Source organism: Burkholderia sp. AU45251 (assembly GCF_030482905.1).
Taxonomy (GTDB): domain Bacteria; phylum Pseudomonadota; class Gammaproteobacteria; order Burkholderiales; family Burkholderiaceae; genus Burkholderia; species Burkholderia aenigmatica.
Map to the genome: position 1 here is coordinate 47,077 of NZ_JAUJQH010000001.1, position 15,489 is coordinate 62,565.

Annotated in this window: 12 protein-coding genes; 1 reads left to right on the forward strand and 11 read right to left on the reverse strand. The window is 66.8% G+C overall.

Going from position 1 to position 15,489, the window contains the following annotated elements:
• Positions 1-30 precede the first annotated feature (30 nt).
• Positions 31-510 carry a GNAT family N-acetyltransferase gene (locus QZM67_RS00220; RefSeq protein WP_175023902.1) on the reverse strand — a complete coding sequence of 160 codons (480 nt, stop codon included), beginning with the start codon at positions 508-510 and terminating at the stop codon, positions 31-33.
• Positions 511-539: 29 nt separating this feature from the next.
• The gene (locus QZM67_RS00225; protein ID WP_301800164.1) at positions 540-1,373 is read right to left on the reverse strand and encodes a cytochrome c; all 834 of its coding nucleotides are present in this window, start codon (positions 1,371-1,373) and stop codon (positions 540-542) included.
• A gap of 174 nt (positions 1,374-1,547) precedes the next feature.
• Between QZM67_RS00225 and QZM67_RS00230 the strand changes: the two genes are divergently transcribed.
• The gene (locus QZM67_RS00230; RefSeq protein ID WP_301800165.1) at positions 1,548-2,402 is read left to right on the forward strand and encodes a DUF3626 domain-containing protein; all 855 of its coding nucleotides are present in this window, start codon (positions 1,548-1,550) and stop codon (positions 2,400-2,402) included.
• 57 nt (positions 2,403-2,459) lie between these two features.
• Here QZM67_RS00230 and QZM67_RS00235 read toward each other — a convergent pair whose 3' ends face one another.
• The 9 genes from QZM67_RS00235 to QZM67_RS00275 all read right to left on the reverse strand — a co-directional run bounded on the left by QZM67_RS00235 (position 2,460) and on the right by QZM67_RS00275 (position 15,341).
• Complete coding sequence (locus QZM67_RS00235) at positions 2,460-3,728, reverse strand: hypothetical protein (RefSeq protein WP_301800166.1); 1,269 nt, start codon at positions 3,726-3,728, stop codon at positions 2,460-2,462.
• Positions 3,725-5,548 carry a glutamine--fructose-6-phosphate transaminase (isomerizing) gene (glmS, locus tag QZM67_RS00240; protein WP_301800167.1) on the reverse strand — a complete coding sequence of 608 codons (1,824 nt, stop codon included), beginning with the start codon at positions 5,546-5,548 and terminating at the stop codon, positions 3,725-3,727. Before glmS ends, QZM67_RS00235 begins: the two co-directional genes overlap by 4 nt.
• Before the next feature lie 118 nt (positions 5,549-5,666).
• Entirely contained in the window at positions 5,667-6,155 is a 489-nt protein-coding gene (locus QZM67_RS00245; RefSeq protein WP_301800169.1) for a Biofilm PGA synthesis auxiliary protein PgaD, read from the reverse strand.
• Positions 6,133-7,404 carry a poly-beta-1,6-N-acetyl-D-glucosamine synthase gene (pgaC, locus tag QZM67_RS00250; protein WP_301800170.1) on the reverse strand — a complete coding sequence of 424 codons (1,272 nt, stop codon included), beginning with the start codon at positions 7,402-7,404 and terminating at the stop codon, positions 6,133-6,135. Before pgaC ends, QZM67_RS00245 begins: the two co-directional genes overlap by 23 nt.
• Entirely contained in the window at positions 7,401-9,500 is a 2,100-nt protein-coding gene (gene pgaB / locus QZM67_RS00255) for a poly-beta-1,6-N-acetyl-D-glucosamine N-deacetylase PgaB (protein WP_301800171.1), read from the reverse strand. Before pgaB ends, pgaC begins: the two co-directional genes overlap by 4 nt.
• Before the next feature lie 15 nt (positions 9,501-9,515).
• On the reverse strand, positions 9,516-12,215 hold the full coding sequence (gene pgaA, locus QZM67_RS00260) for a poly-beta-1,6 N-acetyl-D-glucosamine export porin PgaA (protein WP_301800173.1): 2,700 nt from the start codon (positions 12,213-12,215) through the stop codon (positions 9,516-9,518).
• Positions 12,216-12,309: 94 nt separating this feature from the next.
• The gene (locus QZM67_RS00265; protein WP_301800174.1) at positions 12,310-13,122 is read right to left on the reverse strand and encodes a hypothetical protein; all 813 of its coding nucleotides are present in this window, start codon (positions 13,120-13,122) and stop codon (positions 12,310-12,312) included.
• 63 nt (positions 13,123-13,185) lie between these two features.
• On the reverse strand, positions 13,186-13,629 hold the full coding sequence (locus QZM67_RS00270) for a hypothetical protein (RefSeq protein ID WP_301800175.1): 444 nt from the start codon (positions 13,627-13,629) through the stop codon (positions 13,186-13,188).
• A 713-nt stretch (positions 13,630-14,342) separates the two neighbouring features.
• Positions 14,343-15,341, reverse strand: a complete 999-nt coding sequence (locus tag QZM67_RS00275) for a LysR substrate-binding domain-containing protein (RefSeq protein ID WP_301800176.1) — start codon at positions 15,339-15,341, stop codon at positions 14,343-14,345.
• Between the last annotated feature and the right edge of the window lie 148 nt (positions 15,342-15,489).

Here is a 15,489-nt window from a genome sequence, read left to right on the forward strand (position 1 = left end):
GCGCCTGACGACGCGAACGCGCGGTTCGCGTCAGGCCGTTGGCGAATGTCGATCGATATATCGCCGCATCACATGGAACGCCGTATCGGTGCGCCCCGGCATCGTCACCATCGCGCCATCGGCCGCGAAGCCGAGCTTTTCGTAGAACCGGTACGCGGCTTCGCGTGCCGTGCACCACACGAGCGCGGCCCCATGTGCTTCCGCATGCCGCACGCAGACCTGCACCAGCACGCGCCCGAAGCCCAGGCCGCGAACCGCAGGGTGGACGGCCATCCCGCGCAGCCGCCACGCCGGCCGCGCGCGATCGTCGTCGCGCCACGCCTCGCAGAGCGACGCAACGGCGACGATGCCCGATGCGTCGCGTACGCCGACGTGCAGGGTCGTCGGCGCATGGTCGCCAGCCAGTTCGCACGCGTTCAGATCGCCGTTCAGCAGGATCGTCGCCCGGAGCGGGTGTGTCTGCGCGGCCTCGATCGATGCGATGGTGAACAGCGTGTCGTGTGACGTCATCAACGTTCCTTGTGTAGTCCGGCCGCGCGTTACTGAGCGGCCTTGCGCCGCGCCATATACGCGAGATACGCGACGATCTGGTCGAGTTCGCGGTCGCTCAGCTGATCGGGCGGAAACGCCGGCATGCTGCGGCCCGGCCAGTCGCGCACCGACGCCGGGTTGCGGATGTAGCGGCGCAGCGCGGCGGGCTGGAAGTAGTCGACCGGATTCATCGGCGTGTTCAGGTCGGGGCCGGCGTGGCTGCTGCCCGCGCCGTCGATGCGGTGGCACGCGAGGCATTGCGTGACGAACAGGTGCTGGCCGGCGCGCGCCGGGTCGTTCGCGGGCAGCGCGGCATCGACGGCAAGCGACGGCCAGCGCGCGAGCGGCGACGATTCGATCGTGACGCGCACGATCTGATACGGCCATTGCTCGCCGCGCACCGACGACGCTTTCGGCCCGAGCCAGACGAGATAGAACGGCCCCGCGCTGACCGCCTTGCCCGGCAGTGTCGGCCATGGGTGCGCGGGATCCTCGATCGCGAGCCATGCAACGGCGCCGGCCGGCGCGCGGTGGCGCACGAGCTCCAGCGGCAGTTGTGCGGCGAAACCGTCGGCCGCGCGGGTTTCGAGCACGCCGTCGGCCGGCAGCGTGTCGCCGAGCAGGTCGGCGAACGGCACCGCGCGGAAGGTCATCGGTTTGCCGTACGCGATGTCGCGCGGCACGCGGATCGTCGCGGCGTCGGGGCGCGCGAGCAGCGCCTGCGGCGTGAAGGAGCGGGGCGTGTCGCCGGTCGCGAGCTCGAGCGCGGACTCGGCGAATGCGCGCTGCCCGAGCAGGCAAACCGTCAGCAGCAACAGCGGAAACAACCGGCGCTTCAGCATTCGTTCTCCAGGGAGGGCAGGTTCGGCAACGGCGGGAGGATACCGCGCGCCGTGCCGATGGCATGAGTCGGGCGACAGTCTATCCGGTACGGGCGCGGCCGGCACGGGAAACGGACGTCAGGCGATGGTGTATCGTGCTCCGATGTGCCGCGTGGTGCGGCCGGACAACACGACATGGACCCTTCCGTCGCCCGCGCGCTCGCGCATATCCGGCAGGCCTGGCCGCACGGCCGTCCGTCCGGCGCTTGGCCGGTGACGCTCAACTTCCATCCGGACACGCAGGTCGACGGCGTCGGCACCCTCGAGCGGATCGTCCGCGACGGCCTCTACCGATCCCAGTTCGAAACGGCGACGAGCAACGGCGGCCTGACTGCGCATCCCGGCGGCGCGCGCTGGTTGTGGGAAAGCCGGATGTTCGGGCAGGCCTACGATGCCGCCGATCCCGTCTGGCGGCCGAAATACGGCGCGCTGAATCATTGCCGCGATCCTGCCGGCGGATCGCGCCGTTTCGGTTCGTGTCACTTGCGCCTGCGCAGCCATGTGCTCGAACGGACGACGTTCTGCTATCCCGACAGCTACTACGAGCCGCGGCATTTCGCGATCCACGACGGCACGCCGCTGGTCGCGCTGGCGACCGAGAATCGCGACGGTTTCGATCCGCAGCTCGACAACTACATCGAAGCGCACGTGCACGGCGTGGTCAGTCTGGCCGACGACGTCGAGGCGATCGTGCTCGATCCCAGCTATCGCGATACGCCGGTCGAGGCCATCGCTCGCCGCTCGGGCTGCCGGGTCGAGTGGCACGACGGCTTTCGGCTGTCGCTGGCACGGCTGGAGGCGTGCCGGCAGTTTCGCGGCGACGCGGCAGCCGACGCGATCGCACGCATCGGCGTCGATCGCGTCGTGACGCCCGCCACGCTCGACCGTGCCCGCGACGGGCTGCTCGACTACCAGACCGCCAAATGGGTGTGGCACTGCGTGGCGCGTTTCGGACAGGACGAGCCTGGCAGCGAAACGGCCGGGCGTTAGCGTTCACCGCGATCGAGTCGGTCGAGGGAAGCGACCGACCGGCGGGCCGCACCGTCCTCACTGACCCGAACAGCGCAACGCTGCCTCGGGGAGCGGCTTGTCCCGGGCCGGTTCGAAATCGGCTTCGCGCGCGCCGGAGGGCGTCAGCGACACGAAATGCATCGCGTCGCCGCGCGCCGGGAAACCGGCGATACCGGTCGTGCCCCACGGAATCGGCGAAGGCTGCGCGCCGCTCGCGGCGATGCCGGCCGGCGACAGTGCGAGCGTCAGGAGCCGCCCGTCGCGGATCGGCACGTACGCACGCGCCCCGGCGACACCGATACTGGATTCGCGCACCGTCGCCGGCAGGCAGCCGAGCGTCGCGGTACGCTGGCCGTCCGGATCGATCAGCATCGCGACGCCGCGACCGTTCGCGGTCGTCGTGGTGACGATGAAGCGGTCGATCGCCGGCACGTAGGCCGCGGAATAGACGTAATACTGGATGGCGTCGTTCAGTTCGCCCAGCATCTCCAGCTTCGCGGTCACCGGGTCGAACATCGCGTACTCGAGCTTCGCATCGGTACTGTCGTCGATGAACTTCTGCCAGACCAGCAGCGCCTTGTGCGGCGAACCGGCGATCACGGGCCACCATTCGCGGCGGTGCGGCGCGACCTCGACATGATTCAGCACGCGCCCGGCGGCGTCGTAGGTTTTCACGTAGACGCCGTTGCCGGTGCCGAGATTGTCGACGCCGCCGCCGTCGATCCAGTCGGCCGAATAGAACACGACGAAGCGGTCGGCTGCCGTCGCGACATGCCCCGAGTGGCCGCCCGATTCGACGTCATTCGGGTAGGGCTTGATCGGCTTCAGGTCGCGGCGGTACACGCCGTAGCGCTGGCTGACCTCTTGCGGTGCGTTCCAGCCGTCCTCGAACGTGACGAAGATGTCGCCGCGCGCGTTCTGCGCGATCGACACGGGCTCCTGCGCCTCGGGGCGGCTGATGAACGTATGGACGTGCAGCAGGTGCGGCTTGCCGGGCAGCCATTCGCCGACGTACACGTCGTGCGGCCAGTTGCCGTTGCGCAGCGCGCCGCGCGGCACGATGCCCGAGCTGCTGAAGAACACCCAGCGCTTGCCGTTGCCGGCGTCGGCCACGCCGATGCCGTGCATGAAGCTGCGCGGATCGACGGCCGGGCGGGATGACGGGGCGTCCGGCACGGTGACCGTATGCACGGCCGGCGTGGCGGCGAAAGCCGGCGGCGGCACCGTGACGATGCAGCATGCGCCGCACAGCGCGGCCGCGACGCACTGCGCGACCGCCTGTGCCGGGCGCGCTCGCCGCTTCATTCGACGGTCACCGATTTCGCGAGGTTGCGTGGCTTGTCGACGTCGGCGCCGCGCGCGCAGCCGACGTGATACGCGAGCAGCTGCAGCGGGATCACGTTGACGATCGGCGACAGCAGGTCGCCCGATTCGCGCACGCGGATCAGGTGCGTGTCGCGATCGGCGTCGATCCCGAGCTGATCGCCGGCCAGCACGTAGAGCCGCCCGCCGCGCGCGCGCACTTCGGCCATGTTGGATTTCAGCTTCTGGAACAGGCGATCGTCCGGCGCGATCGTGACGACCGGCATCGCGCTCGTGACGAGCGCGAGCGGGCCGTGCTTCAGTTCGCCGGCCGCATAGCCTTCCGCGTGGATGTAGGACACCTCCTTGAGCTTCAACGCGCCTTCCATCGCGATCGGGAAATGAATCCCGCGCCCGAGGAACAGCGCATTCTCGGTGCCGGCGAACTTCGCGGCCCAGCCCATGATCTGCGTTTCGAGCGCGAGTGCATGGCCGATGCGCTCGGGCAGCGCACGCAACTGCTTCAGGTGCAGCGCGACCTGCGCCGCGTCGAGCCGGCCGCGCAGCTGCGCGAGCGTCAGCGTCAGCACGAACAGCGCGACGAGCTGCGTCGTGAACGCCTTGGTCGACGCGACGCCGAGCTCGATGCCGGCCCGCGTCAGGAACCGCAGCGGCGCGTTGCGTGCAATCGTGCTGGTCGCCACGTTGCAGATCGCCATCGACAGTTGCTGGCCCATGTCGCGCGCCCGCTCGATCGCCCCGATCGTGTCGGCTGTCTCGCCCGATTGCGAAATGCCGACCACCAGCGTGCGCGGATCGGCCACCGTATCGCGGTAGCGGAATTCGCTGGCGATCTCGACCTGCGCGGGCACGCCCGCGATGGCCTCCAGCCAGTATTTCGCGGTCAGGCCCGCGTAGTAGCTGGTGCCGCAGCCGAGCAGCAGCACGCTCCTGACGCGCGACAGCAGCGCGAGCGTGCCGTCGGTCGCGTCGAACAGCGCCGGCGAGATCGTGTCGATGCCGTCGAGCGTGCTGTCGATCGCTTTCGGCTGCTCGAAGATCTCCTTCTGCATGAAGTGCTGGTACGGGCCGAGCGCGGCATCGCCGTCGCGCGCCTTCACCTGGCACAGCGGGCGCTGGGCCTCGTGCCCGCCCGAGTCGACCACGGCGATGCGGTCCGGCGTGATCAGCGCGACGTCGCCGTCTTCCAGATAGACGAAGCGGTCGGTCAGGTCGCCGAGCGCCGCGCAGTCGGACGCGAGGTAGTTCTGTTCGGCGCCGATGCCGATCACGAGCGGCGAACCGGCGCGCGCGGCGACGAGACGCTGCGGCTCGCGCGCGCTCAGCACCGCGATCGCGTATGCGCCGTGGAGCCGCTTGACCGCGCGCACGACCGCGTCGAACAGGTCGTCGCGGTAGAGGCTGTGGATCAGGTGCGCGATCACCTCGGTGTCGGTCTGGCCGCGAAACGTGTAGCCGCGCTCTCGCAACTCCACGCGCAGCGCGTCGTGGTTCTCGATGATGCCGTTATGTACGACCGCGATCGTGTCGCCGGACATGATCGGATGCGCGTTCATTTCCGACGGCGCGCCGTGCGTCGCCCAGCGCGTATGCGCGATGCAGGTCTGCGCTTCGAGGCCCAGCGTCAGCACGCGGGCTTGCAGGTCGGTCACGCGCCGCAACGTGCGTTCGCTGTGCAGGCGGCCGTCGTCCTGCACGGCGATGCCGCACGAGTCGTAGCCGCGATACTCGAGCCGGCTCAGCGCATTGACCAGTTGCGGCACCTGATTGTTCAGGCCGCTTGCTTCGACGATTCCGCACATGATTCACCTCATCCACAAAAGGTTGCCGGCCTGCCGGCAATGGGCGGCAGCACGGTGTCAGGAACGGCGCCGCACGGCACCGGGTGGGTGCCGTGTGTGGCGGCGCGGCGCCGCTGATCTACTCGCGGGGCGGCGGCCCTGCGTGGGCGACCCATTCGATGCCCGAGATCGAGCCGTTCGCGTCGTGCGACGCGACGAGAATGCGCGTCGTGCGCCGCGTGCCGCGCCGGCGGGCGCTGGCCAGCACGGTCGGCGGCACCGAGCGCACCTTCGCGCTGGCCGAGCGCCGCAGCATCTTCGACACGCGCAGCCGGTAGGCCAGCGGATGCACGACGCGTCCGGCGATCAGCCACATGACGATGGTGCCCGCGATGAGCGCGATGCTGGTCGCGTAGAACACCATCTGTTCGATCGGCATCTCGGCCGGGTTGAACGGCAGCAGGTAGCGGTACGTGTAGATGCAGATCGATGCCCAGACGGCACCCACCAGCGCCGGCCGCAAGAGCCGGAACCAGACGACCAGCACGGAGCCGACGATGCGGCCGCGCTCGGCGATCATTTCGCGCGGTGCGCGCAGGGAGAGGTCAATAATCGGCGCGTTCTTCATGTTGAATGCCTCGGTCGGGGCTGACCCATACGGCCCGCTTGCCGCGGCCCCGCAGCACGATGGCAGGCAGGGCGACGACGGTGGTGATCATGCTGATCAACCAGAAGGCGACGGGATACCAGACGGTGTCCAGGAAATACATCAGGAGTTTTTCGTCGTAACGACGATCGATCATGCTGCCGATGATCAGTTGCAGGATGCAGGTGGCGACCAGCAGCATCCCGTGCCAGTGCGGCACGACCGATACATGCCAGCTCTGCGGCAGCTGGTACACGACATCGATCAGCGCGAGCAGCAGGATGAACGACATCGAGTACGCCCACGCGATGCCGATCAGGTACTCGGCGAACAGCGGCCACATCATCATCTGCGTCGGCCGCGCGAGCGTGCCCGCGTACTTCATCAGCACCTGGATGCCGCCCTTCGACCAGCGCAGCCGCTGCCGGTACAGGCCCTTCAGCGTTTCGGGCATCAGGATCCAGCTCAGCGCGTGCGGCTCGTACACGACACGCCAGTCGCGGCACTGCAGCTTCCAGCTGATGTCGATGTCCTCGGTCAGCATGTCCGAGCTCCAGTAGCCGACGTCGGCGAGCGCGGTCTTGCGGAACATCGTGATCACGCCGGATACCGTGAAGATGCGGCCGTACACCTGCTGCGTGCGCTTGATCAGCCCGACGATCGACGAGAATTCGCCGACCTGCATGCGGCCGAGCAACGACGTGCGCGTGCGGATGCGCGGATTGCCGGTCACGGCACCGACGCCCGGATCGGTCAGGAAATGCTCGAGCATCCAGCCGATCGCATCGTGCGCGAGCAGCGCGTCGCCGTCGATGCACAGCAGGTATTCCGCGTTCGACACGGCTGCCGCGGTCGTGAGCCCGACCGCCTTGCCTTCGTTGCGCGCGTGATGGATCACGAGCAGCCGCGGGATCTCGACGGCCAGCTCGTTGAGGATCTCGCCGGTGCGATCCTGGCTGCCGTCGTTGACCGCGATGATGTCGTAGTTCGGATACTGCATCCCGTTCAGGTGGCCGATCACGCTGCGCGCGTTCGCGGCTTCGTTGAAGCAGGGCACGACGATCGAGATCTTCGGGACCCCGCTCGACGCGATCGTCCGCGTGGACAGCTCGCGGCCTTCCTCGAGCAGGAAGTAGTGCACGACGCCGCCGATCATCCACAGGTATGACATGAAGAACGGGTAGTAGAAGACGAAATCCTGCAGGCGCTGGATGATGCTGTGAGTTGTCATGGCGTCTTCGTCCCCTGCGGTTTCTGCATCTGCATCAGTGCGTTGATCGACGTCGGGTCGAGGCGCGACTTCAGCGACATCACGTCGCGCATCGCATCGAGTTCCGGCAGGCCGTTCAGGAAGTTGTCCGGGTAGTAGCCGAAATTCACCGCGCCCTCGCTGCGCAGCCGCCGCATCTGCGTGAGCAGCGTGCTGGCGGGGACCTCCTTGCGCGCGTGCCAGTCGTACGACTGCAGTTCGAACACGGTGCGCCGCAGCCCGAGCTTCTTCGCACGGACGGCCTTCACGAGCTGGTCCAGCCAGCCGTCGGGATCCTTCGCCTGCTCCATGTACGGCATCGCCATCAGCGCGACGTAGTCGTAAGTGGCGAGAAAATCGTCGTAGTTCTGCGCGTACCACGCCTCCGATTCGGGCTTGAGTACCGGCAGCGCGAAGATGTTGCGCGCGGTCAGCACGTCGCCTACGTTCTGGTGGGCCAGCACGACCTGTTCGAGCTGGCGGGTCAGGTCGATCAGGTAGCGCGACTTCTGCCGGGTCCAGCGTTTCAGCAGGTCGGGGTTCTCGCGGATCTTGCCGACGTCGGCCGGCAGCCCCCACTGCGAATAGGTGCGCAGCGCGTGCCGGCCCGCATCCTCGTAGTCGTCGAGCACGGCGTCGTCGCTGAACAGGATGCCGCTGAACGATGCGTGCTTGCTGAGATCCTCGTAGATCTGCTGGATCATCAGCCGCGCATCCGGATCGAACGGGCTCAGCCGGAACGTGCGCGTGCCGTTCTCGCGGGCCGGTGCGCCGCCGTAGGCACTCACGGCCTCGAGCCCGCGCAGCTTGTCGGCCGGTGGCCGGAACGCGAGCACCGGCATCCAGGCGTACACCTGCACGTTGGAGCGCGTGTTGAGCTGCCACGCGGCGCGCGAGAACAGGTCGGCGCGCATCGGCAGGTGCCGGTTAGGGAAATACACGGATTCGGCCACGCCCGTGCCTTTCGGGTCTGCAAACGCCTGCAGGTACACCGATTTCGGCTGCATCCGGTAGATACGTTCGATCAGTTTGCCGAGATTCGCTTCCTGCCGCGCGGGATCCGGATCGTAGACCTGGTCCAGGTCGACCTGCACGGTGCGCTCGGGCACGTCGACGTCGCCGCGGTTCGACGCCGGCTCGCGCATCGAGCGCTCGAACCCGCCGATGTCGACGTCGTACATCATCAGGATCCGCCGCAGCCGGTCCAGCGGCACGTCCGGCGTATTCGGGCCGGAATCGAGGCTGAACTGGATGTCCATGCCGAGCGACGTCGATATCTGGCGCACCGGCTGGTTTTCCGCGCCGTATGGCCACACCATCGAGCGTGCGACGATGCCGGTATGTTCGTGGATCTGTCGCACGCATGTCTGCAGGTCGTTGTGCACGCGCGCTTCGAATTCGGCGTCGGTTTCATAGCGCTTCTCGTCTTGCAGGTAGAGGTGCGACGTGGTCGCCGGCAATTCGTTGCCTTGCGGATTCGCGATCGCGCCGTGATGGAGGTTGTGCGTGTGGCAGCCGAGTTCGACGAACTGCGACTGGCCGAGACGCTTCACCTCGTCCCACGACATGAAGTAGTCGCGCGGCACCTGGACCTTGTCGCTGAGGCGGATCGGCGTATCCGGCGGGGTATCGATCCACGCGGTGACGATGCCCATCACGGCCGGATACTTGAATCGCTCGAGCAGCGGCAGCACCTTCGTGTAGTGGCTGCGAAAGCCGTCGTCGAACGTGATGAGCACCGCGCGCGGCGGCAGCGGCTTGCCGCCGTGCCGCGACTCCTCGATCTGCTTGACCGTGATGGTGTGGTAGTTGTTGGTCTGCAGCCACGAGAAGATCGCGGTCAGCGTGCCGGTATCGACCGCGAACGGATCGATCAACGCCGACGTCGACGGCGACGAAAACGACGCCATCAGGTTGTCGCGCACGTCATGCATGCAGATCACGCGAAACGTCTTGCCGTCGGCCGGGTCGGAAGGCGGCAGCAGGTCGATCATCTTGGCATGGGTCACGCCAGGAAACAGCGAGCAGGCGGCAAACGTGCCGAGGCATCCGCACATGAAGGTCCGTCTGGATTGCATTACCCGATCTCCTTGCTAGAACGGCAGGTTGACCGACATGAAGCCGGTCTCGGAGCGTTCGCGCTCGCCGTCGTACGCGTGGCTGCTGACCTCGACGCCATAGCTCAGCGTGATGTCGTGCTTGAACGTCCACGCGTGCTCGAGGCGCGCGCTCCACAGAGGGCTGGTGCCGAAGCCGCGCTCGTTGTACACGCCGCCGGACACCGAGACACGCTGCTGCAGCCCCATGTCGCCCTTCTTCCACAGGGTCAGCTGGTGCATGACGGTCGCCGCGGCCGCATAGTCGCGGCCCGGGTTGAAGTAGGGCGCGTTCTGGCGCGTGTTGCTGTCGGTGCCGAGATCCAGCGAGACGTTGACCTGCTGGTTGGCGGTCGTGTACACGCGCTGCGTGGCGGTCGCCGAAATTTCCTGGTGCAGGTTCGTGTCGCTGTAGCGGCTCACGCCGTAGCTCAGCTTGACCTCGCGCCGGTCGTTCTGGCGATACACCACCGAGACGTTCGCCGAGCGGCCCCAGATGTGCGCGGCATACGCTTTCCACGGCAGCGAGTTGTCGTTGGTGTCGAGCGAGCCGCTGACGGTCCAGTAGTCGTTCAGCGCGTACGCGATCGACCCGCGGCCACCGGTTCGGCCGTCCGAGCCGAGCGAACGCGTGACTTCGCCCTGGACCGTGAGCGGCCCGTGACGGTAGTCGCCGCCGATGCCCGTACGCGTGCGGCTGAGGTTGCCGGCGTCGGTCTGCGCATAGCCGAAGAACGTGTGCGAGAAGACGCGCCAGTTGTCGCCGAACGGTTGCGAATACACATAGCTGTCCGACGTGAAGCTGTTGTCGGCCAGTGCGCTGTTGCCGTGCTCGTAGCTCAGGTCGGTCGTGAACACGGGGCTGCGGTATGCGTTGTAGTCGCGCTTGAAGCTGCGCACGGCACCGCTGTCCGGGAACGTGTTGTCCAGGGTCTGGTCGACGTTCTTCGCGGTCGCGTAGTCGTCCGCCGCGAGCGATGCGCGGCCGAGGCCCGCGAGCATTTCGACGCTGTCCGGGTGGTCGGTCAGCGACGCGTGATACATCGCGATCGCCTGGCGGGGATGCGACTGGCCGGACACCGCGTCGGCGTGCGCGGCACGGATCTCTGCGTTGAACGGCACCTGCTTCTCGAGCGCCTCGAGCGCGGCGATCCCTTGATCGACTTGGCCCGTGAAAATCAGGTATTGCGCGCGCAGCCGGTAGTAGCGCAGATAGTCGCTTTCCCCTGGGCCGACGGTTTGAACCTCCTTGGCCGGCGGCAGCGATGCGCCCATGTCATCGAGCGCCTGTTTCGCGTCCGCCGCGCGGCCCTGGTCGACGTACGACCAGAACAGCCCTTCGCGCAGTTCGATCGGGCGCGTGCGTGCACCGTACTGGAAGCCGCGGGTCGCGCGATCCGTCGGCGATGCGGTTGCCTGCTTCAGCGCGCGCTGGTACACGACGTTGGCCTTGCCCGGCTCGCTCAGGTACAGGTAGGCATCGCCGACGGCCGACAGCGCATCGATCGAAATCTCCGCGTTGGACGGAATGGTTTCGAACGTCGAGACGGCCTGCTTCATGTCGCCGCGCGCAGCGTAGGCGACCGTGCGGTCGCCCGCGAGCGCCGTCCTGACCGGCGTGTACTCCGGCGTGGCCGGCATCCGCTTGTCGAGGTCGTCGGCCGCGCGCAGCGCGTTGTCGATCCCGTCGAAGCGGTCGGAACTCGTCATCGAGCGCGACTTGTCGCGTCCGCCGCGCACCTGCTGGCGAATCGCCAGTTCTTCGAGTTGCGCGATGTCGACGGCGGAGAACGCATCGGGCCGTGCCTTCGCTTCGTCGAGTGCCTTGATCGCGCCGCCGCTCGCCGCGAGGCCGAACACGTCGTTGCGTACGGTCGCGACGTCGGCGGTGCTCAGATTAGGTGCCTGGGCATTCGGGGTCTCGACGTCGGGCCCTTGCGATCGTTGTGTCCCTTCGCCGGGTAGCTGCGCGCCGGGCGTCTGCGAGTTCGGCGCCGGGGACGACGGCGGTGGCGCACCCGGCATCTGGGGAACGGGGGCAGGCGAGTTCGGCATCGGGGTGCCGGAGGCCTGCGCGGTTTGCGTCGGCGTATTCGACGGTACGGCGGGCGCAGGTTGTGCGACTGTCGGCGGGGCGTCCGGCGTGGGCGCGATCGGTGCTGGCGAAGGGGATGCCGGCGTGTCGGACGTCGTCGCGGCAGGAAGCGTCGGCGCATCGGGCGGTCGGGCGGTCGTGGCCTGCGCAAGCAGCATCGGCGTGCCCGGTGTCTGCGCGACCGGTGCCGGCGTATTCGGCGTCGTCGGCGTATCCGGCGATCGCGCGACCGGCACCGGGTCGCTCGATTTCGGTGCCTCCGGTTCGACCACGACCGTGGTCGGCTGCTGCGGGTTCGACGCCTGCGCGATCTGCATCGACGCATCGGAAGCCTGCGCGATCGGCGTCGGCGCATGAGGGGGCGGGGCGCCCCCCGCGTCGGCAATCTGGATCGACACGACCGTGGGCTGCATGGCGCGCGGTGACGCATCCGGCGCGCCGTGGGTCCCGGCGATTGCGTTGACGCCGCCCGCTTCCGTATCGCCGTCGGCGGAGAAGCAGGGGCCGGACGCGACGAGCAGCAACACCAGCGGCGCATGCAGGAGGATCCGCCGGTTGGACGGAGCGTCGGTGGTGCATTGTTGTTTACGATTGTTGTCCACGAGGTGTCCTCCTTTCGAAACGATCACATCGGTGCACGCCTGACGACGCGCGTCGCGTGGCCGGGCTGCGAGTGCCCGGCGATGCGGGTCCGGCTTACAGCCGGTTGCGGATCGCTTGCCCAAGCAACGCGCGCGATTCGCTGTTCTTCGGGTCGATCGCGAGCACCCGGCTCGCGTTTTGTTCCACACAGTTCCATTCGTCGATCACCGCGCACGAGCGCGCCTTCGCCAGCGCACGTGCACTTTCCAGATCCGAGCGCGTGACGCTTGCCGTCTGCATGCGGGCCGAATCGGGTCCGTACGACTGCGGTTTCGGCGCGAGGTCCATGCGCTTTCTCGTGCCGGCCAGCGTTTCGGTTCGCGGTGCGCGATGCGCGGCGCCGGGCCGTATGGCGGCGCGGCTGTGGGCCGGCGCGGCATGCGTGTTGGCCGCCAGCGTCACGGGCGGCGCATGCGACGATTGCCGGTGTTTCGCGACGACGTGGGTCCGTGCCCGTGGTGCCACCTCCGGCTCGACCGCGAGCGTGACGGGGCGCACCGTCGATACCGCGAGCGCTTCCGGCGCGGACGGCTGCGGTGTGACGGGGGGCGTGGCCGGTGCGAGCGCCGGCGTCGGCATGGGGGCGGGGTCGGAGGCGGTCGACGTTCCGGGCGCGCCTGACGCGCTGGTCGCGCGCGCCGTGACGGCTACGATTGCGTTGCGGGTTTTCCCGACGGCGGTTCTGATCACACCGGAGATGTCGTGCGTCACGCTTGCATGGCTGACCGTCGTGTCCCGTTCGACATAGGCGAAGATGCCGAAGATCGCGGCGAATGCGACGAAGCTGAGCGCCGCGTTTTTTCCAGGCCCCCAGGAGGGTTTCGGCGGGTGGGCGGGCGAACCGTCCGGTCGTTCTCCACGAGTCATGCAAAGCTCCTCGATTCGATACGTTGCGGTGAAAGTCGCGATTCGGGCGGGGTCAGGTGGCGTTCACCATCGCAACTGCGTGGTCAGCGCACCCGTTTCGACGATCGCGAACTGGGTCGCGCCCTGATAGGTGCCTTCGACCCGGTAGCTCGCATCGGGCACGCTGAACAGGCAGCGCGACCCCGATGCATTGAATTCGACGAGTACGCGACCATGTCGTCGCAGGCGCACCTGGACGTTGGCGAGCGGCTGCCCCGTCTTGGCGGAAGCAAACGACACGCCCAGGTTGTACGGCCGGCCGTCGGGGGGCAGCGGTGCCGTACCGTCGATCCGTGCGTCGCCGCAGATATACGAAATGACGTAGCGGCCCGCACCCGGGTCGGATGCCGGGGCAGGGGCGGGGGCAGGTGGCTGGGACGCGAGCGTCTGGGCCATCGCATTCATGCAGAGCGCGGAGATGAAGACGCTCAGGTAAGGGCGAGCATGCTGTCGAAACGAGGAAGACATTGCAACCTCCCGTCCGGAATCAATGGCGAGCATTTATTCCGAGTCAGATTTGCCAGCGTTCTTTTTGAGACACGCTATTGATACACGATGGTTTTTGAACCAACAACCGCGTGTGGCCGGAATGGCACGTCGGTGAAATATCCTATTTAAATAGGATAACGACGGATTCGTATGACTCTCTTAACGCAGAAGAAAGTCGTTATTGCCGAATATGAATATTGCTATTCGGTAGCGATGATCCAGCACGTATTGAATCATGTCGGAGGTATCGACATTCATGCCGAAAAATAACGACTGAAAAAAGGAATTTTTGCGGCTGTGTTTCAGGCGAATTGATATCGTCCCGGATACAGGTCACGCGATGTGAAATGAGGGAGCGGTGTTTTTGGTATTTTAGATTGTTACAGGTAAATCGAAACTTTTAATTTGTTCTGTAACAGGGTATTTCCGTCCTGATAATCAGGCGGAAAATGCAGGGACACTGTCGCGGGCGTAAAGAATTCATCTCGGTAGTGCAAACGTTTGCGATTCGTCTGATAACGACTTCGGGTCTGGCGCGGTAATTTTTCAGGCGATAGCGGGATCGCGGTTTGCTACCGGAGAGCGGGGCGCATTCGCTGAGAGACGACGCGACGTCGATGCATGCGCATGTCGGATCACTGCAAATCGTACCCGCATTCGCGTCGCCGACGGGCGCGACGCGAACGCGAAGATCAGCGGCTGCCGCCCGCGCTGCGCCGCGCGATGCGCATCGCCGGCGCGGCCGCTGATTCGGTCGCGCCGACCGCACCTTCGACCGCCGTGCGCGGCCGGTTCATGATGTAGGTCCACAGTTGCTCGGCCGCGAGCCCGCGCTTGCGCGCCGACCGGTACAGGCGGATTTCGAGCTCGGTGATCCAGTCGCCGGCCCCCGCGCACACGAGCGTGCCTTCCGCGAGCTCCTTCGCGACGCAGCTTTCCGGCAGCCAGCCGATCCCGTGCCCGGCCACGACCATGCCCTTCAACGCCTCGGACATGTGCGTCTCGAAGCATCGGTGCAGCACGTACGGCTCGGTCGCATTCAGCAGCAGCATCTCGACGATGTTGCCGAGAAACGCGCCCGACGAATACGCGAGCAGCGGCAGCGGTGCATCGGCGGTGCCCGGCAACTGGAACACGGGTTTGCCGCGCGCGTCGGGCGTCGACACGGGCAGGATCCGTTCAACGCCGAGGCTGACGAACGGGAAGTGGTTCGGGTCGAGCACGATCGGCAACTGCGGATGGTGATAGCCGAGCAGCAGGTCGCATTCACCTTCGACGAGTTGCTGCACGCCTTCCGGCACGTTCACCGCGTTGACGCGCGCGGTCACGTGGCCGACCTCGCCGTTGAGCTGCTTGAGCCATTCCGGAAACAGCGTGAAGACGAGCGTATGAGCGACCGCGAAACGCACGACCTGATCGCTGGCCGCGAACTGGTCGTAGCCGTTCACGAGATTGCGCGCCGCATACATGCTGCGCAGGATGTCCGCGGCGAGCCCGCGGAACATCTGGCCGGCCGGCGTCAGCGTGATCGGGTTGATGCTCCGGTCGACCAGCTTCGCGTCCATCCAGGTTTCGAGTGCGGCAATTCGTCTGCTGAATGCCGATTGCGTGAGGTGCCGATTACGCGCGGCCCGGGAAAAGCTCTTGGTATCCGCAAGGCTCAGGAAATCTTCCAGCCACTTTGCTTCCATTTCGATCTTCGCTTTTTATAGTCGGGCGCCTGAAGGGCGGCGCCGCTTCGCTGCACGAACGTTCTAGCGTACCGCGCCTCGCGTGCGGCGACCCGATGTTTTTTTTCGATGGGTGTCAGTCGAAATATGCATGGGCGTTGTCGGCGGG